The sequence below is a fragment of the Actinomyces ihuae genome, assembly GCF_001457875.1.
Lineage (GTDB): Bacteria > Actinomycetota > Actinomycetes > Actinomycetales > Actinomycetaceae > Pauljensenia > Pauljensenia radingae_A.
The window spans coordinates 679,220-696,743 of record NZ_CZPX01000004.1; the positions used below are offsets into that span (position 1 = coordinate 679,220).

Sequence of the window (17,524 nt, forward strand, 5' to 3'; positions counted from 1 at the left end):
CATGACGATCAACGGCACGTTGACGCCCACCGCGCGGCGCGTCACGATTCCAACATGGGTGTGCAAAGTCGTCATGGCAATCACAGGCCTGATCATGGCGGCGTTCGTCTTCATCCACATGGTCGGCAACGTCAAGATCCTGACCGATCCTGCTCAGATGGATCACTATGCGCAGTGGCTGCGCACGATCGGTGAACCGGCTCTTCCGTATGGGTCCGTTTTGTGGATCCTGCGCGTGATCTTACTGTCGTGTGTTCTGCTGCATATCTGTGGCGCACTCATCTTGTGGCGCCGCGGCGCGTTGACCCACACGCCCGGTGTGCGCAGGCTGAAGCATCGCGGCTGGGCTGCAAAGCTCATGCTTCCGACCGGACTTGTCCTCATTGCCTTTATCGTGATCCATATCCTTGACCTCACCATTGGCACAGTGGTCGAATCGGCCGCTTTCCGCCATCCCGACTCTCGTTTCTACGCCGCTGCCAATGTGGTGGCATCGATGAGCAGGCCTGTCATGTTCGCGGCATATGTCATCGCCCTTATTGCGATAGGCCTTCACCTCAGCCACGGCATTGAGCGAGCCTGGCAGGATCTCGGTGGGCGCTCACCACGTATCGGCACCGTTGTGCGCATCGCTGGCTATGCGATCGCTTTGGCAGTTGTGATCGGAGACCTCACCGTCATCGCCGCTTCGCACATGGGAGCGATCAGCGTCGCCCTCGCGCTTCCGCTCGCTGCCGGACGCACGCATCTGCGCATTGACGAGGGCGCCCCTGTTGACGCCCATGAACCTGAAGTCGAACCCGAACGCATGTGGGACGAATTTGTCTCCCACGCGCGCCTCGTCTCACCCGGGAACAGGCGTACATTCAGGGTGGTTGTTGTGGGGACCGGTCTGGCGGGCGCCAGTGCCGCAGCGGCTCTGGCTGAACTGGGCTTTGGGGTAGATGCGATCACAACTCTGGATACGCCGCGACGCTCCCATTCAGTGGCAGCTCAAGGCGGTATCAATGCGGCGCGGGCACGACGAGTCGACTCGGACAGCGTGCAGCGGTTCGTCACCGACACGATTAAGGGCGGTGATTTCCGCGCCAGAGAGTCTGAAGTATGGAGACTGGGTATTGAATCGGCGCGCGTCATCGACCACATGAACGCGCTGGGTGTGCCGTTCGCCCGAGAATATGGCGGATCGTTATCCACACGATCATTTGGCGGCGTGCAGGTTTCGCGAACGTACTACTCGCGAGGGCAGACGGGCCAGCAACTTCAGGTGGCAGCGTCCTCGTCCCTCATGCGTCAGGTGGCTGCAGGCCGCGTGACGTTATGGGTGCGCCACGAAATGCTCGACGTCGTCGTTGCTGACGGCCGGGCCGCCGGTGTGATCACGCGTGACATGATCACCGGACGCACCCGCTTCCATCCCGCACACGCAGTTGTGATTGCCACAGGCGGATACGGCAACGTCTACTACTATTCGACGCTGGCAAAGAACTGCTCGACAACAGGCATATGGCGAGCTCACCGTGCCGGCGCCGCCCTCGCTTCACCGAGCATGATCCAATTCCACCCCACCGCATTACCTGTCTCATTCCCGTGGCAATCCAAGACCACGCTCATGAGCGAATCTCTGCGTAACGACGGACGCATCTGGGTGCCACGCAGCCCTGGCGATGACCGAGACCCGAACACCATTCCCGAAGAGGAACGCGACTACTACCTGGAGCGCAAGTACCCCGCGTTTGGAAACCTCACGCCTCGCGACATTGCCTCTCGCGCTGCGCGCGAGCAGATCGAATCGGGGCATGGGGTCGGTCCCGAACGAAACAGCGTGTACCTGGATTTTAGGGACGCACTGGAGCGGGTGGGCCGACGCGTCATCGCTGAGCGCTACGGCAACCTCCTTGACATGTACCTCGATGCAACAGGGGAGGACCCCTACACTCGCCCCATGCGCATCGCTCCCGGCGCGCATTTCACAATGGGTGGCTTGTGGGTCGACTTCCGCCTCATGACCACCATCCCGGGACTGTTTGCAGCCGGCGAGGCGAACGCGGCCTACCACGGGGCCAACCGTCTGGGAGCCAATTCCTTGCTTGCCGCCTGCGTCGATGGTGCTTTCACAATCCCGCGCACAGTACCCGACTATTTGGCAGGCATTTTAGGCCAGGAGTTGCTCTCCGTCGATGATTCCCGCGTGATCGCTGCCCGTGAGGGGGTCGAATCGCGACTGCAGGGCCTGCTCCACATCGATGGAGCTACTCCGACGGACAGTTTTGCCCGCAAGTTGGGCGATATCATGTACCAGGGGTGCGGCGTTGTGCGCAGTAAGGAGAGCCTGGAGGCTGCGCTCAGCGACATCGACGCACTCCAACAGCGCATGGGTGCCGACCTGCGTGTCAGTGGCGAGACAGGACACTTCAACACCGACTTGGTTGCAGCTGCCAGGCTTCAGGACAGCATTCAGATGGCCACACTCATGTGTGTGGACGCGTGGCATCGCGAGGAATCCTGCGGCGCGCACTTCAGAAGTGAATACCAGACGGAGCAGGGGGAGGCGCAGCGCCGCGACGACCAGTGGATGAACGTATCCGCCTGGACCACTGACGGGTGGCATGACCTGAGGACAGATGGCGCAGCTCCCTTGGCAATTACCTGCACTCACCACGCCGAAGAGCTGACGTTTACTACCGTCCCCCTGGCAACGAGGAACTACCAATGAAACTGATCGTCGACGTGTGGCGGCAAAAAGCCCCGGAAGCTGTCGGAACATTCCACTCCTACGAACTGGACGGGTGCGATGAACGCATGTCGATTCTGGAGCTCCTCGATCACCTCAACCGCAACCTGAGTTCCCGCGGCGTCGAGCCGGTTGCGTTTGATTCGGATTGCCGCGAAGGAATCTGCGGTGCATGCGGCATTCAAGTTGATGGAAGGCCCCACGGATTCAGTGAGAATCTGCCGGCTTGCATGCAGAGGGTCGGCGCTCATGCCGATGGCACGCATGTGCGCCTGGAACCGTTGCGATCGGGCGCCTTTCCAGTGATCCGTGACCTTGTGGTAGATCGCAGTGTCCTCGACCGGATCACGATGGCGGGAGGATTTGCTTCCGTTGATACCGGTCTGGCTCCTGATGCGGACGCGATTCCGATTCGTCATCAAGATGCCGAAGGTGCACTTGACCTGGCCGCGTGTATCGGCTGCGGCGCGTGTGTTGCGGCGTGTCCGAACGGCTCAGCCGCGTTGTATGCGGGTGCACGGATGGGTCACCTGGCAGCGTTGAACATTCCGGGGTTGGAGCGGGCAGAGCGTGCCCGGCGCATGAATGAGGCGATGGATCAGTACTTTGGCTCGTGTTCTGGCTACGGCGAATGCATCAGAGTGTGTCCTGCGAATATTCCTTTCGACGTTGTTGCCGTTGCCTCACATGAACGTCTCAGGGCACTATGGTCGAGGTGGCCTCAGCCTCGCTAAAGCACCACTACTATAGACATTGAGATGAGATGCCCGACGATGGGCTGACATGAACGGAGGATATTGTGGGAAATCGGTCCGAAGAAGATCTTTTGGGAAGTCGCGACGTTCCGCAGGAAGCCTACTGGGGTATCCACTCCTTGCGCGCGCAGGAAAACTACCAGATTTCCGGTAGGACGATCAATGAAGTGCCTGAGCTGATTCGGGCATTCGCTCAGGTCAAGAAAGCCGCCGCGCTGGCGAATAAGGATTTGCGAGTGCTCAAGCCCGCCACGGCAGATGCAATTGTGCAGGCCTGCGATGCCATCATCGACGAGGGCGCGTGCCTCGACCAGTTCCCGATCGACCAGTTCCAGGGTGGTGCGGGCACATCGGTGAATATGAACGCCAACGAGGTGATCGCCAATCTCGCTCTCGAGATGACCGGTCAGGAGCGAGGGCGCTATGATCTGATTAATCCCAACGACGATGTCAACCACTCCCAGTCCACCAACGACACGTATCCCACAGCTTTTCGACTGGCCGCCTACGAGAAGGTCGACCAGCTGCGGCACGCCGTGAATGATCTGGCCGACGCGTTTGAGCGCCTCGGTGCCCGCTATCAGCATGTCCTCACTATGGGGCGCACACAGTTGCAGGATGCCGTCCCCATGACGATTGGTCAGGAAATGACCGCGTTCGGCGTGACTTTGCGTGAAGAGGACCCACGTCTGGTCAACGTAGCCAACCTGCTTCTGGAAACAAACCTGGGCGCCACTGCGATTGGCACTGGGCTCAATACGCCTCCGGGCTACCAGAAGGCAGTGGTCGCTCATCTGCGTGAGATCACGGGCCTGGACGTGACAGCCTCCGAAGACTTGATCGAAGCGACATCGGATGCCGGGGCGTATATCTCCATGCATGCCACGATGAAGCGCACCGCTGGCAAGCTGTCCAAGATCTGCAACGACCTGCGTCTGCTCTCATCGGGTCCGCGAGCCGGCTTGAACGAGATCAACCTTCCGCAAAGGGCTGCCGGATCCTCAATCATGCCCGCGAAGGTCAACCCGGTGATACCCGAGGTGGTCAACCAAGTCTGCTTCAAAGTCATCGGCAACGATGTGACGGTCACGATGGCAGCCGAGGCCGGCCAGCTTCAGCTCAACGTCATGGAACCGGTGATCGCCCAGTGCATGTTTGAATCGGCCACGTTGCTCACCCACGCATGTGACACGCTGCGTGAAAAGTGTGTGGACGGTATCACCGTCAACGAAGAAAACTGCCGAAACATGGTGATGAATTCGATCGGTATCGTCACCTATTTCAACGATGTCATCGGGCATCATGCCGGTGACGTGGTGGGTAAACGAGCTGCGGCAGAAAACAAGAACGTCGGTGATCTGATCGTTGAGATGGGCTTCCTGTCTCAGGAACAGGTCGATGAGATCCTGTCTCCGGAGAACCTGGCGAACCCGCAGTATCGTGGCGCCAAGATCAGCGATGATCCTGAAACCCCCAAGCAGGCGTCAAGTAAGCACTAGCGCGTAATTCTGCCAATTGCAGACACACGAAGACGCCCTCGTCACTCTCACTGAGTAGCGATGAGGGCGTCTCCACGTCTGCGTTCACATCTTATTCGTCTGAAGCTGCAGCCTCATCGGCACCGATGCGCACATTGTGCAGCTGGTACTTCTCGATGGCCTGTTCGACGACTGCGCGGTCAACCTGGTTTTGATCGGCCAGTGCCTGCAGCGTGCGCACCACCATTGATTCTGCATCGATGTGGAAGTAGCGTCGTGCTGCGCGGCGCGTGTCGGAGATGCCGAAGCCGTCTGCGCCCAACGTGTACAGGTAGCCGGGAACCCACGGACGGATCTGATCAATGATCAGGGCATCGTAATCGGACGTGCCAATGAAGGGGCCTTCAGAGCCCGACAACTTGGTTGTCAGGTAGGCGTAGCGCGGATCCTCATTCGGATGCAGGAAGTTGTGCTCGTCAGCTTCCACGCCATCGCGACGCAGTTCGTTCCATGACGTCACCGACCACACGGCGGCGTCCACGCCCCAGTCCTCGGCCAGGAGCTTGCGGGCCTCACGTGCCCACGGCACCGCCACACCTGATGCCAAAAGCTGAGCCTTCGGGCCCTGCCCTGTATGGTCATCAACCTTGTAGATGCCCTTGATAATGCCGTCCACGTCCACATTTTCAGGTTTTGCGGGCTGATGAATCGGCTCGTTGTACACCGTCAGGTAATACATGACATTCGGGTCACGCGTATCCGAGGGATCGTGCTCGCAGAACATGCGCTTAATGCCATCCCACATGATGTAACGGATTTCGTAGGCGTAGGCGGGGTCGTACAGCACGAAACCGTGGTTGGCTGCACCCAGGATCGGGGAATGGCCGTCCAAATGCTGAAGACCCTCGCCGGTCAGGGTGGTACGTCCAGCTGTCGCGCCCACGACGAAGCCACGAGTCAGCTGGTCGGCAGCAGCCCAGAACTGGTCGCCGGTGCGCTGGAAACCGAACATCGAGTAGAAGATGTAGAACGGAATCATCGGCAGGTTGTGCGTCGCATACGAGGTGCCCACGACCTGCAAGGCAGCCGCAGATCCAGCCTCGGTAATACCGGTGTGCATCACCTGCCCCTGTTCGGATTCCTTGTAGGACAGCATCATGTCCGCGTCCACGGCAGTGTAATTCTGACCGTGCGTGTTGAAGATCCTGGCTGACGGGAAGATAGCGTCCAGACCGAACGTGCGTGCCTCATCGGGAATGATCGGCACGATGTGCCGACCAATATTCTTATCACGAAGCAGGTCTTTGAGCAGTCGGACCAGTGCCATTGTCGTGGCCACTTCGAGTTTTCCTGAGCCCTTCGACAAAGCCTCGAACGGCTTCATCGCAGGTTCAGGCAGGTGTGCATCGTCATGGGCACGACGCTCAGGCAGGTATCCGCCCAGCTTCTCCCGACGCTCCTTCATGTACAGCAACGCAGGATCGTCTGCCGGTGGCATGTAATACGGCGGCTTGTACGGATCTTTCTCGAGCTCCTCGTCGCTGATCGGGATCTGCAGACGGTCACGCAGCGCCTTCGCATCCTCCAGAGTCAGCTTCTTCATCTGGTGCGTCGAGTTGCGTCCTGCAAAATGCGTGCCGAGCGCGTATCCCTTAATGGTGTGCGCCAGGATGACGGTAGGCTGTCCGGTGTGCTCCATCGCAGCCTTGTAGGCGGCGTACACCTTGCGGTAGTCATGGCCACCTCGGCCCAGAGCCCAGATCTGCTCATCGGTCCAGTCCTTCACGAGCGCCTTGGTTCGCGGATCACGTCCGAAGAAGTGTTCACGAACGTATGCACCATCTTTGGCCTTGAACGTCTGGTAGTCACCGTCGAGGGTCTCATCCATCAGGTGAACGAGGGCATTGTCCTTATCTGCTGCCAGCAACTGATCCCAGCCGCGTCCCCAGATCACCTTGATGACGTTCCAGCCGGCGCCCTTGAAGAAGGCTTCGAGTTCCTGAATGATCTTGCCATTGCCACGTACAGGCCCGTCGAGGCGCTGCAAGTTGGCGTTGACGACGAAGGTGAGGTTATCCAGGCCCTGCTGTGCGGCGAGCTGCAGCATGCCGCGCGCTTCCGGCTCGTCCATCTCGCCGTCACCCAGGAATGCCCAGGTGTGCTGCTGAGAAGTGTCCTTGATGCCGCGCAACTGTAGGTAGCGGTCAAACCACGCCTGGTAGATTGCCTCGGCCGGTCCAAGTCCCAGTGACACGGTGGGGTATTCCCAAAAGTTGGGCATTTGGCGTGGGTGGGGGTAGGAAGGTAGTCCGCCGTCCACACTGACCTGCTGACGGAATCCGTCCATCTCTTCTTCGGTCAGGCGGCCTTCGAGGAATGCGCGTGCGTAAGGGCCGGGGGAGGCGTGTCCCTGGAAGAAGATGTGGTCGCCGCCGCCCGGGTGGTCTTTGCCGCGGAAGAAGTGGTTGAGACCCACTTCGTACAGGGTAGCGACTGATGCGTAAGAGGAGATGTGGCCGCCTACTCCGACACCGGGGCGCTGAGCGCGCGTGACCTGAACGGCGGCATTCCACCTGATCCAGCGGCGGTACTGACGCTCCATCGCTTCATCGCCGGGGAAGTAGGGTTCCTGGTCAACGGGGATCGTGTTGACGTAGGGCGTGGTGTATTCCTGAGGCAGCTGCACATCGCGTTTGCGAGCCTCGTCCATCATGTGCAGCAGGATGTAGCGTGCGCGAGGTCCGCCTTTTTCATCGATCAGGCTGGTGAGCGAGTCGATCCATTCCTGGGTTTCGTCAGGATCGTTGTCCGGAATTTGACTGAGCAATCCGTTGATGACGGGATGCTTTTGGTTTGTGCTCACAGATACCCCTTTTTATCTCGTGCTGACAGACCTGTAGGTCGCCAATGTCCTGGTGGTTCTATTCTCACCCGAAAGTCCCAGATTTGCGACTTCTTTAGGGCTTAAGACCCATGAGAATCGCCTCAATTTTGATTCATTGACGAGGGTGACGCCTTCCGACCGTACTCGCAGGTCCCGTCAAGCCACATCGGCGGCGACTTTCGGCGCAAATATTCTTCCCAGGTGCAGATCTGCTCTACTATAGTGCCGTTAGATAGTTCACGAGCCCAGCGGGTTCGCGTGTGGAAGGTGGTTACACAACGTGGCGATCAGCCTCGGATTCACCCAAAATCAGGTTGTCCAGGAATTCTACGTAGACGATGACAGCGATGAAGCTGTTCGCGATGCTGTTGCACGCGAGACTGGTCACGAACTGGTCGATGTCGATTATGGCGACGTTGTCGACGGCGCACTGGTATGGTGGCGCGCTGACGACGCTGAAGAGGAAGACCTCGGTGACGTTCTGGTCGATGTTGCGTCAAACCTTGACGACGGCGGCATGATCTGGGTTCTTTTCCCCAAGCCTTCTGATCCGAACACTGTGCCCGTGGCGGACATTGCCGAAGCAGCCAGTGTGGCAGGTCTTCATTCTACGTCCGCGTTCTCAATGGGGGACACGTGGACCGGAATCTGCGTCACGGCTCGTCCGCGCGCACACCGGTAAGACATCTCACGCACGTCTCAAGTGCGTCTGCGTACCTGTGTGCGTTAAAGTATCCCTCGTGCCACGTCAGTGGCACGTGTCGGGCCTGTAGCTCAGTTGGCCAGAGCGCTGCGTTTACACCGCAGAGGTCGTCGGTTCGAGACCGGCCGGGCCCACCGTTAAAGCGCCAGTAGCGCGCGTACCACAGTCATGACACCGTGATCAATATTTGACGGCGCGCGGTATCGGGCTCGTGCTGTCACATCCGGATGAGCGTTAGCCATCGCGTACGAATAGTCGGCATGGTCGAAGAGCTCCAGGTCGTTCAGGAAGTCGCCAAACACAACCGTGTGCTCCGGACCGATCCCCAGCGATTCCTGCAGGGCAGTCAACCCTCGTCCTTTATTCGCCACAGGATTCATCATATCGACCCAGTGGCGCGAAGATTCTGCCACCTGATGCGATTGACGCAAGTGGGGAACCTGATCATCAACGAAGGCAGAAATATCCGTGAAGTCATACGTTGCGAGTTTCAGGACGTTATCGTGCGCCGCGGCCTGCTTCAAGTCGTCGACGACTTCCAGTTGTGCATAGTATTTGTGGGCTTCAGCGTAAAACTCGGCATCTGTGCGTTCAACGTACGCGCTGTTCTGCCCGCACACGACCAGACCGAGGTTGTAGCTTCCGTCAGAGCTCACACGCCGCGTCACATCGATCATTTCATTGACTGTCGGCATGTCGATGCAAGTGGTCGACACAACCTGCCCGTGGAACGTGACGATGGAGCCATTTTCAGCAATGTAGGAGTGACCGGCGTCTGTGCCGGAAAACATGGTGTCGAGGGTGGCGAGCTGACGGCCTGACGCGGGCACGAACGCAATGTCACGTACAGCCAGTTCATGCATGAGCGGCCAGAACTCGTCCGGTAGATTCGAGTTGCCATCCAGCAGCGTCCCGTCCATGTCGCTGGCGATCAGTCGAATGTCAATTGGCCCATCGGGCAGTGTCATCATGGGCGTATCGTTCACGTCGGCTCTCCGTTCTTGTCCGGTCATGACTGTATCATCGACCGGCCTCCCGCACGGGTCACCCTCGTCAATTCACTCCTTCATGCGCGTTGCGTGACGACGCTGCACATAGCAGATCGACAGATAGATGCCATACATGCCGAAAACAACAGTCAGGACGACAAACCAGCGCCAAGTCAGGTAGGCCATCAGAGCCCAAAAAGCGGCGAACGCAAACGTCCATATAACCTGCGCACCCAGTGGCAGCTTCTTCGTCGCCAAGAGAGGCGCGACGGGCAGTTGATTCGAATTTTCGCGTCGAGACATGGCATCCTCACCTAGTAGCGAATGAAAGGTACGTTATCCGCCTGTTCGACCGAAGTCAAGAGTAAATAGAGCATCGCCCTGAGTTTATTTCCTGCGCCGCTCCCGCACGCGCACAGATATCTGAACGGGGGAGCCGGCGAAACCGAAGTCCTCACGCAGACGCCTCTCAATGAAACGTCGATATCCGGGGTCGAGGAAACCGGTCGTGAAGAGCACGAAGCGTGGGGGAGCGGATGACACCTGCGTTCCGAACAGGATCCTGGGCTGTTTGCCACCGCGCAGCGGATGCGGGTGTGCGGCCACAAGCTGCCCCAGAAAAGCGTTCAGCTTACCTGTCGAGATTCGTGTTTCCCACCCGGCAAGAGCCGTATCCAACGCCTGCACGATTCTGTTCGTATGCCACGTCGTTGCCGCCGAAATATTGATGCGCGGCGCCCACGCGACCTGCACGAGTTCGCGTTCGAGTTCAGATTTGAGTTCCTTTTGGCGTTCCTCGTCCACCAGGTCCCACTTGTTGTTGACGATCACGAGTGCCCGCCCGGCATCAACAACCTGCTGCACGACGCGCACGTCCTGCTCGGTCAATACTTCCGAGGCATCAAAAAGGACGAGGGCGACCTCGGCTTTTTCAATCGCAGCCTGTGTTCTGATCGACGCGTAGAAATCAGCTCCCGTTGTTCGGTGCATTTTGCGGCGCACACCGGCCGTATCCACAAATTGCCACTGGCGGTCGCCCAAAGTGACGATCTCATCGACCGGGTCACGCGTAGTGCCAGCTGTTGAGTCTACGACGACGCGCTCATGTCCAACGAGCGCATTGAGCAGTGAGGACTTGCCGACGTTCGGTCGTCCCACCAGAGCCACGCGGCGAATGTTGGGATCGCGTGGTTGACCGGCTCGTGCCGAGCGCTCAGGGAGAACTGCCAGCACTCGATCCAGCAGGTCACCCGTGCCTCGACCGTGCAAAGCGGAGATGGCGTATGGTTCGCCCATACCCAAACCCCACAGGTAGGCAGCGTCTGCTTCCTGCATGGCGGAATCCACCTTGTTAGCCGCCAGAATGACCGGCTTGCCGCTGCGGCGCAGCAACTCCACGATACGTTCATCAGTGGTGGTAATTCCCACCGTCGCGTCGACCACCAGCAGCACTGCATCTGACAGGTCGATCGCCACCTCGGCCTGGTCGGCCACATTGCGATCCAGTCCGCGCACGTCGACTTCCCAGCCGCCCGTGTCAACGACGAGGAATTCGCGACCAGCCCATTCGGCCTGGTAGGTGACACGGTCACGTGTGACACCCGGCGTGTCCTGCACAACCGCTTCGCGACGCCCCAGGATACGGTTCACCAGCGTGGACTTGCCGACGTTGGGTCGCCCGATCACAGCAAGGACCGGTAAGCCGTCCATCTCAGTGCTGGAGGGCAGGTCGCCCTCGTGATCGTCAAGGATCTGCAAGTCGGATTCACTGAGCTCATAGTTGTCCAGTGACGACCGCATCGAGCGTGCGCGGGCTTCACCTGTGTCAATATCCTGCTCTTCGCTCACGTTTGTCATCCTCGCTTGCGGGGTTCACTGTATTCCAGCACTTCGCGTGCAACCGGCACGTCATTGTATCGGTGATAGACATGATCTATCTCCTGATACCACTCGGCACCCTTCCCGGTGATCAGGACGATGTCATTCGCACTGGCGTCCTGAATCGCGCACCGTACCGCATCCCGGCGGCACGTTGTAACCTCCGTGACGTTGGTCAGGTCGGGACGCACGTTGCGGATTCCCTCCATCAGCTCGGCGCGAATTGCCGCCGCGTCCTCGGTTCGGGGGTTCTCATCTGTCACCCACAACACGTCCGCGTGTCTCGCCGCAACTTCAGCCAGCGGTATGCGTTTGGAGGCATCCCGGTCACCGTCCGTGCCAAAGACCAGGACGACGCGGCCGCCAGCCAGTTCGCGCGCATCCTTGAGAATCCATTCCAGAGCTTCGGGGGTGTGCGCGTAATCAACGATCACGAGCGGCTGATCGTCACAGTCCGGATTGATTTTCTCCATACGCCCAGGAACCTGCGGTGCCCGCTCGAGGGCAGTGACCGCCTGATCTGAATCCGCACCCACTGCCGTCGCCGCTGCGATTGCCACAGCGCAGTTTTGCACGTTCACTTCTCCGAGTACCGGGCTGTGAACCTGGTGGGTGTGCCCCGCCGGATCGGTCAGGGAGAAAACGGTTTGTGCGGTCTGCGGATCCGGATGAATATCACTGACGTGCCAGTCTGCCTGTTGCGAGCTCAAGGCCGCAACAGTCGTGATCGGGATCGTGGCCTCACGTGCCAGTCGCTGGCCCCATTCATCGTCCACGCACACGATTCCACGCAGGGCATGCTCGGGCGTGAACAGGGATGCTTTGGCCTGGAAGTAGTGCTCCATGTCGTGATAGAAGTCCAGGTGATCGTGCTGCAGATTCGTAAAAATGGCGACGTCAAAGACAATGCCGTCAACACGATTCAAGCTCAATGCATGAGAGGACACTTCGATGACCGCATTGTCAGCGCCTTGTTGCTGTGCGCAGGCAAGAAAGCGATGCAGGACCGGTGCCTCGTTCGTGGTGCGCGTCGCCAAGATCGTCATGTCACCGATGCGGGTTTCCACGGTGCCGCACAGCGCAGGAACATCGTGTATGGCGCCCAACGCGGCGCTGACCAGATAGGTTGTGGTGGTCTTTCCGTTTGTGCCGGTCACTGCTGCGGTCGTCAGTGACTGATCGGGGTTTCCGACCACTCGTGCAGATACGAACGCTGCCGCCTGGCGAGGGTCGTCGACAACTGCAATAGGGACGCTCGCGCCACTGTCACGCAGGATCCGCGCACCTTTCTCATCAGTGATGACGCCGGCCGCGCCAGCCTCAAGCGCACCTGCGGCAAATTCGGCGCCGTGGTGGGAGTATCCGGGGATTGCCACGAACACCCATCCGGCATCAATGTCGCTGGAAGAGACCGTCACGCCAGTGACGGGACAGTTGGCCTTGTCTTCATTCACCCATTGATGAACATCGAGGTCGCGGACCAGTTCACGAAAAGTAATCGCTGATGTGCGAGGACGCAGTTCATTAATGGTAGTCATGGCGCACACTTTACTACTCGGGCGCGCCCCAATGCCTCAACTCGCGCGCGCTCTTACAATCGAGACATGTTTAACCTCACGCGATCCCAGGCACGTCAGCGTGCTCAGACAGTCTCAGTGTCCCACATTGACGTGACGGTGGATCTGACGCGTGCAGGTGATCTTGACGAGACACATTATCCTGTCACCTCTGTGTTCACAATGACGCTCAACCGTCCCTCAACATTTGTTGACGTGGTGGGAACGGTGGACGAGGTTCTGGTCGATGACGCTCCGCATGCGTTCCACCATGACGGATCTCGCCTTGACCTTGATGACCTTCCAATATCACGTCCGATCACGCTCACCGTGCGCGCCCACTGCAGCTTTTCACGCACAGGGGAGGGGCTCCACCGCTATCTCGATCCTGAAGATCACCGCATCTACCTGTACACACAGTTTGAGCCCACCGATGCGCGCAGGGCCTGGCCGTGTATGGATCAGCCCGATATCAAGCCGCGCTGGACCTTCCACGTCCTCGCGCCGAAAGAATGGACTGTCACGTCCAACGGCATCGACACACCGACGGATGCCGGCACCTTCATTCGGCACGACTTTTCCACCACACCACCTCTGTCCTCCTACATCACCGCAGTTGTTGCAGGCCAGTGGGCCGTAGTTGACGGCGGTACCTGGGAAGGTGGAGCCGGCGACGGCACACATGTCGCGATCCCGCTGCGTCTGATGTGTCGCGCCGCCCTCGCGCCTTTCATGGACGACGACGATATTCTGACTGTCACCCGACAGGGCCTCAACTTTTATCATCAGCACTACGGTGTGACATTTCCGTGGGGATCCTACGATCAGGTGTTCGTGCCTGAATACAACCTTGGCGCAATGGAGAATCCCGGGTGCGTCACGTTCAACGAACATCTCCTGTCGCGCGACACCCCCACATTCGCGCAGCGTCAGCACCGTGCCAACACGATCCTTCACGAAATGTGCCACATGTGGTTCGGTGATCTCGTCACGCCCGCATGGTGGGATGACCTGTGGCTCAAAGAATCCTTTGCTGACCACCAGGGCACCAACACGGCTGCTCACGCCACCGCCTACACAGGGGAGTGGACGTCATTCGCCATTGGCCGCAAAGCCTGGGCCTACGAGCAGGACCAGTATCCAACCACCCACCCCATCGCTGCAGATATCCCGGACGTGGAGGCAGCCAAGAACAATTTCGACGGCATCACCTACGCCAAGGGTGCAGCCGTTCTCAGACAACTGTTCGCCGCCCTTGGTGAGGACGCGTTTTTTGCCGGTGCACGACTCTACTTCACCCGCCACGCCAACGGTGCGACGAAGCTGACCGACCTTCTGAAAGCCCTGGAAGAAACGTCCGGGAAGGATCTGACTGAGTGGAGCAGGCTATGGCTGGAAACCAGCGGCCCATCCAGGCTCTCCGTCGACGTGCAATTCGACCATTCGGGCCGTCTTTCCCGCTTCGACCTGGTCCAGGACCGCCTCGTTCGTCCACACACACTTGAGGTATCCACGTGGGCGATTGACGAGGGAGCCCTGAGGCGCACCCACACCTATAGCCTGCATACTGAGGCCGCCCGTATCCGCATCACAGACGACACACTTTCACGCGGGGAATGCGATTTGATCGTGTTGAACGACCACGATCTAACGTATGCGATCTGCAGGTTTGATGCGCACAGCGCGGACACGGCATTGGCTTACATCGGAACCTGCCCTGATCCGCTCACGCGCGCCGTTGTGTGGGCGAACCTATGGAATATGGTGCGCGATGGGCTCATGCGCGCAGACCGCTATGTTCGCGCAGTACTCACGCAGGCACTCACCGAAGATCACGACGCGGTTGTGGACAGACTGCTGTCCAGTGTTCAGTACGCCATCGCGCATTACTGCCCGCGCTCACAACGTGCAGCATTGCACGAACAGGTCGTCGCCACTGCACTCGACATCCTCTCACACACCACTACCGTGGACCACCAGCGTCTGTGGCTCGGAGCGTTGCTCAGCTCAGCACCCTGGTGCCCCTTGTCACCTGCAGCGACCAGCACGATCACAGCCGTGGCGGGCCGGCACAGTATTCATGGACTGGAAATCGGTCCCGAACTTGCCTGGCGTGCACGCCGCGCGCTTGCTGCGCGCGGCGATGTCGACCGCGCTCGCCTCGACCAGTGGCTGGACAACGAACGCACAGGGGAGACTACCATTTTCCACGCTCGCGCTGTGGCTGCTCTGCCCACAGCCACTATCCGTGAACAGTCATGGAAACGAGTTCTCACCGGGGACATTTCCAACGAGGAAACCTCAGCGATCCTCTTCGGCCTGGCGGAGTCCACGTGGGAGGGCGATGAGCTCGACCGTGAGTTCTTCGCGCACCTCGCTGATTTTTGGGCCACCCACTCCATCGGCATGGGTATTCGCTTCGTGCGTGCTGGCGCTCCACATCACGTCGACTGCGATGATCCGGATGCGGTAGCCACCCTCGTCAATGAATATGAACAATGGCTGGAGGGCAATACGGATGCACCTGCTGCCCTGCGACGGCTCGTAATCGAGAACTTTGACGACGTTCAGCGTGCTCAACGCGTCCAGGAACTTTGGGAGGAGACGCTATGAGCACTGCCTCGCCCCGAAAGGACCCTGCCGCATCGATGTCGCAGCTCAACCAGCTTCTTCGCAATCCGCTCGATGCTGCCTACCACGCATACGCAGCCGATCCGAATGCCCGCCGATCCGGCCCGGCAATGCGCGTCCTCGTCATCATCATGGCGATCGCGCTGGGGATCGCCTCCGGAATCGCAGTGCGATACTTACGCGCCCCCGCTGATACGACAGTGCGAAACTCATTGACCTCGCGCATCGAAACCGTCCAGACGCAGGTTGACTCGCTCAGCCAGGAAGTGTCCGACCTGTCCTCCACGATGCGCTCAGCTGCCGATATCGCCCCGACATCTGCACCGCAACTGGAGGCAAGCGTGGCGATGGCCAGCGCGGCTCACTCCGTGCACGGACCGGGTCTGACTGTTGCCCTCAGCGACGCCACAGATTCCAAAACTGAACGACCCCAGGCGGTTGTGCGCGATCAGGACTTGCGAATGGTGGTCAATGCCATGTGGGCGGGCGGAGCTGAAGCCATTGACGTCAACGGCATTCGCATCGGGTCGGGCACCTTCATCCGCACCGCAGGTTCAACGATCCTGGTCAACACCACGGCCATCCAGTCTCCCTACGTCATCAATGCCATCGGAGACGGGTCGGATCTGTCGGTGGCACTGGTGCGTGGCGGCACCGGTGATTATCTGTCTACCGCCCAGTCAGCTCGAGGTATACAGATCACGACACGGGCCGCAAACTCCATTGAGATGCAGGGCGTTGATCAGCGCTCGACGCGCTACGCTGAAACTCGAGATGGTGCTGGAGGCTAAACATGATTGCTGTCCTTGGACTGATTGCAGGAATCGTCATTGGATTCATGGTCGATCCCACGATCCCGGTGTGGATTCAGCCATTCCTTCCCGTTGCCGTTGTCGCTGGGCTTGACGCTCTTTTCGGCGCCGGGCGCGCGTGGCTCGAAGGTGTCTTCTCCGACCGTGTCTTCATCATGTCGTTCTTCTGGAATGTCCTCGTAGCCTGTCTGTTGGTATTCCTAGGACAGCAGCTCGGCGTCGGATCCGCCATGACGACCGCTGTCGTCGTCGTTCTCGGTATCCGTATCTTCTCCAACGCCGCGTCCATCCGTCGTCTTATTTTCAAGGCGTAGGTGCACGACAATGGCACGTAATTCTGCGAACAAACCCCAGATATCGCGCGGTTCACGGCTGCGAGAGGCTCTTTTGGCCAGTCCGAGGCCGATCCATATTCTTCTTGTCGTCATCTGCATGATGCTCGGTATCGCATTGGTAACTCAGGTGCGCGCCCAGCGTGCCGACCCGCTCGACCAGATGACCGAGCAAGACCTGGTGGTGCTGCTCGATGAGCTGTCTGGACGCGAGGAAACACTGCGCGGCGAGAAGGCTGAGCTCGAGTCTGAGCTGGCTGACCTGGAGAATGCTGTCTCCCAGCAGCAGGCTGCCGACGAAGCGGCCCGCAAGAGTGTCGAGCAGGCACGTATCAATGCCGGAACGGTCCCTGTTGAAGGCGAAGGCCTCACCATGATCGTTACCGATCCGCAGGGAGGTGTCAATGCAGTCCAGTTCGTCATGACCCTTGGGGAACTGCGCAACGCCGGAGCTGAAGCTGTGAGCATCAACGGTATCCGTGCCAACGCGCAGACCTGGTTTTCCATGTCGGATGTGGGCATCATCATGAACGGTCAGGTGATCCACTCGCCCTACCAGTGGAAAGTGATTGGAGATTCGGACACGATTGCCACTGCACTGGAGATTTCTGCAGGTGCGGCTTGGCAGATGCGTTCCAAGAATGCGGACGTGGAGATCATCAAATCCCAGCAAGTCGTGATCGATGAAGTTGCTCCTACTCCGATCCCTCAATATGCGGCAGAAAAATAGAGGCGTGACATAATTGTTATCAATGAAACAGCAATGCGCCGG

Annotated in this window: 13 protein-coding genes and 1 tRNA gene; 9 read left to right on the forward strand and 5 right to left on the reverse strand. The window is 59.2% G+C overall.

Annotated features, from left to right (window positions below):
- The first annotated feature begins 1 nt into the window (after position 1).
- From BN3002_RS04250 to aspA, 3 genes are all read left to right on the forward strand, one after another.
- Positions 2-2,716 carry a fumarate reductase/succinate dehydrogenase flavoprotein subunit gene (locus BN3002_RS04250; RefSeq protein ID WP_082628521.1) on the forward strand — a complete coding sequence of 905 codons (2,715 nt, stop codon included), beginning with the start codon at positions 2-4 and terminating at the stop codon, positions 2,714-2,716.
- The gene (locus tag BN3002_RS04255) at positions 2,713-3,468 is read left to right on the forward strand and encodes a succinate dehydrogenase/fumarate reductase iron-sulfur subunit (RefSeq protein ID WP_058236738.1); all 756 of its coding nucleotides are present in this window, start codon (positions 2,713-2,715) and stop codon (positions 3,466-3,468) included. Before BN3002_RS04250 ends, BN3002_RS04255 begins: the two co-directional genes overlap by 4 nt.
- Before the next feature lie 62 nt (positions 3,469-3,530).
- A complete protein-coding gene (gene aspA / locus BN3002_RS04260) occupies positions 3,531-4,988 on the forward strand; it encodes an aspartate ammonia-lyase (protein ID WP_227469364.1) in 1,458 nt (485 codons plus the stop codon).
- A 91-nt stretch (positions 4,989-5,079) separates the two neighbouring features.
- Here the strand turns inward: aspA and aceE are convergent, their stop codons facing one another.
- Positions 5,080-7,830 carry a pyruvate dehydrogenase (acetyl-transferring), homodimeric type gene (aceE, locus tag BN3002_RS04265; protein ID WP_058236740.1) on the reverse strand — a complete coding sequence of 917 codons (2,751 nt, stop codon included), beginning with the start codon at positions 7,828-7,830 and terminating at the stop codon, positions 5,080-5,082.
- Positions 7,831-8,131: 301 nt separating this feature from the next.
- Between aceE and BN3002_RS04270 the strand changes: the two genes are divergently transcribed.
- Both BN3002_RS04270 and BN3002_RS04275 read left to right on the forward strand, forming a co-directional pair.
- Positions 8,132-8,533 carry a DUF3052 family protein gene (locus BN3002_RS04270; protein ID WP_058236741.1) on the forward strand — a complete coding sequence of 134 codons (402 nt, stop codon included), beginning with the start codon at positions 8,132-8,134 and terminating at the stop codon, positions 8,531-8,533.
- A gap of 81 nt (positions 8,534-8,614) precedes the next feature.
- Positions 8,615-8,688: transfer RNA gene (locus tag BN3002_RS04275), tRNA-Val, on the forward strand.
- 3 nt (positions 8,689-8,691) lie between these two features.
- On the opposite strand, the gene BN3002_RS04280 is transcribed toward BN3002_RS04275, so the two are convergent.
- The 4 genes from BN3002_RS04280 to BN3002_RS04295 all read right to left on the reverse strand — a co-directional run bounded on the left by BN3002_RS04280 (position 8,692) and on the right by BN3002_RS04295 (position 12,959).
- Complete coding sequence (locus BN3002_RS04280) at positions 8,692-9,567, reverse strand: Cof-type HAD-IIB family hydrolase (protein WP_227469359.1); 876 nt, start codon at positions 9,565-9,567, stop codon at positions 8,692-8,694.
- Between the two features lie 45 nt (positions 9,568-9,612).
- Positions 9,613-9,846 (reverse strand): hypothetical protein, encoded by a 234-nt coding sequence (locus BN3002_RS04285; protein ID WP_058236743.1) that lies wholly within the window; start codon positions 9,844-9,846, stop codon positions 9,613-9,615.
- Between the two features lie 84 nt (positions 9,847-9,930).
- Complete coding sequence (gene der / locus BN3002_RS04290) at positions 9,931-11,391, reverse strand: ribosome biogenesis GTPase Der (RefSeq protein ID WP_371935766.1); 1,461 nt, start codon at positions 11,389-11,391, stop codon at positions 9,931-9,933.
- Positions 11,392-11,396: 5 nt separating this feature from the next.
- The gene (locus BN3002_RS04295; protein ID WP_058236745.1) at positions 11,397-12,959 is read right to left on the reverse strand and encodes a UDP-N-acetylmuramoyl-L-alanyl-D-glutamate--2,6-diaminopimelate ligase; all 1,563 of its coding nucleotides are present in this window, start codon (positions 12,957-12,959) and stop codon (positions 11,397-11,399) included.
- Positions 12,960-13,025: 66 nt separating this feature from the next.
- On the opposite strand from BN3002_RS04295, the gene pepN reads away from it, so the two are divergent.
- Genes pepN through BN3002_RS04315 form a run of 4 tightly spaced genes read left to right on the forward strand, consistent with a single transcriptional unit; the run spans position 13,026 to position 17,482 of the window.
- Positions 13,026-15,590, forward strand: a complete 2,565-nt coding sequence (pepN, locus tag BN3002_RS04300; protein ID WP_058236746.1) for an aminopeptidase N — start codon at positions 13,026-13,028, stop codon at positions 15,588-15,590.
- On the forward strand, positions 15,587-16,399 hold the full coding sequence (locus BN3002_RS04305) for a DUF881 domain-containing protein (protein WP_058236747.1): 813 nt from the start codon (positions 15,587-15,589) through the stop codon (positions 16,397-16,399). Before pepN ends, BN3002_RS04305 begins: the two co-directional genes overlap by 4 nt.
- Positions 16,400-16,401: 2 nt before the next feature.
- Complete coding sequence (locus BN3002_RS04310) at positions 16,402-16,734, forward strand: small basic family protein (protein ID WP_058236748.1); 333 nt, start codon at positions 16,402-16,404, stop codon at positions 16,732-16,734.
- Between the two features lie 10 nt (positions 16,735-16,744).
- Positions 16,745-17,482 carry a DUF881 domain-containing protein gene (locus BN3002_RS04315; RefSeq protein WP_058236749.1) on the forward strand — a complete coding sequence of 246 codons (738 nt, stop codon included), beginning with the start codon at positions 16,745-16,747 and terminating at the stop codon, positions 17,480-17,482.
- The last annotated feature ends 42 nt before the right edge of the window (positions 17,483-17,524 follow it).

What these genes read in the sequence shown, in the direction of transcription:
- BN3002_RS04250 (WP_082628521.1), top strand. Translation starts at nt 2, where the DNA reads ATGACGATCAACGGCACGTTGACGCCCACCGCGCGGCGCGTCACGATT.
- BN3002_RS04255 (WP_058236738.1), top strand. Translation starts at nt 2,713, where the DNA reads ATGAAACTGATCGTCGACGTGTGGCGGCAAAAAGCCCCGGAAGCTGTC.
- BN3002_RS04280 (WP_227469359.1), bottom strand. Translation starts at nt 9,567, where the DNA reads ATGACCGGACAAGAACGGAGAGCCGACGTGAACGATACGCCCATGATG.
- BN3002_RS04285 (WP_058236743.1), bottom strand. Translation starts at nt 9,846, where the DNA reads ATGTCTCGACGCGAAAATTCGAATCAACTGCCCGTCGCGCCTCTCTTG.
- BN3002_RS04295 (WP_058236745.1), bottom strand. Translation starts at nt 12,959, where the DNA reads ATGACTACCATTAATGAACTGCGTCCTCGCACATCAGCGATTACTTTT.
- pepN (WP_058236746.1), top strand. Translation starts at nt 13,026, where the DNA reads ATGTTTAACCTCACGCGATCCCAGGCACGTCAGCGTGCTCAGACAGTC.
- BN3002_RS04305 (WP_058236747.1), top strand. Translation starts at nt 15,587, where the DNA reads ATGAGCACTGCCTCGCCCCGAAAGGACCCTGCCGCATCGATGTCGCAG.
- BN3002_RS04310 (WP_058236748.1), top strand. Translation starts at nt 16,402, where the DNA reads ATGATTGCTGTCCTTGGACTGATTGCAGGAATCGTCATTGGATTCATG.
- BN3002_RS04315 (WP_058236749.1), top strand. Translation starts at nt 16,745, where the DNA reads ATGGCACGTAATTCTGCGAACAAACCCCAGATATCGCGCGGTTCACGG.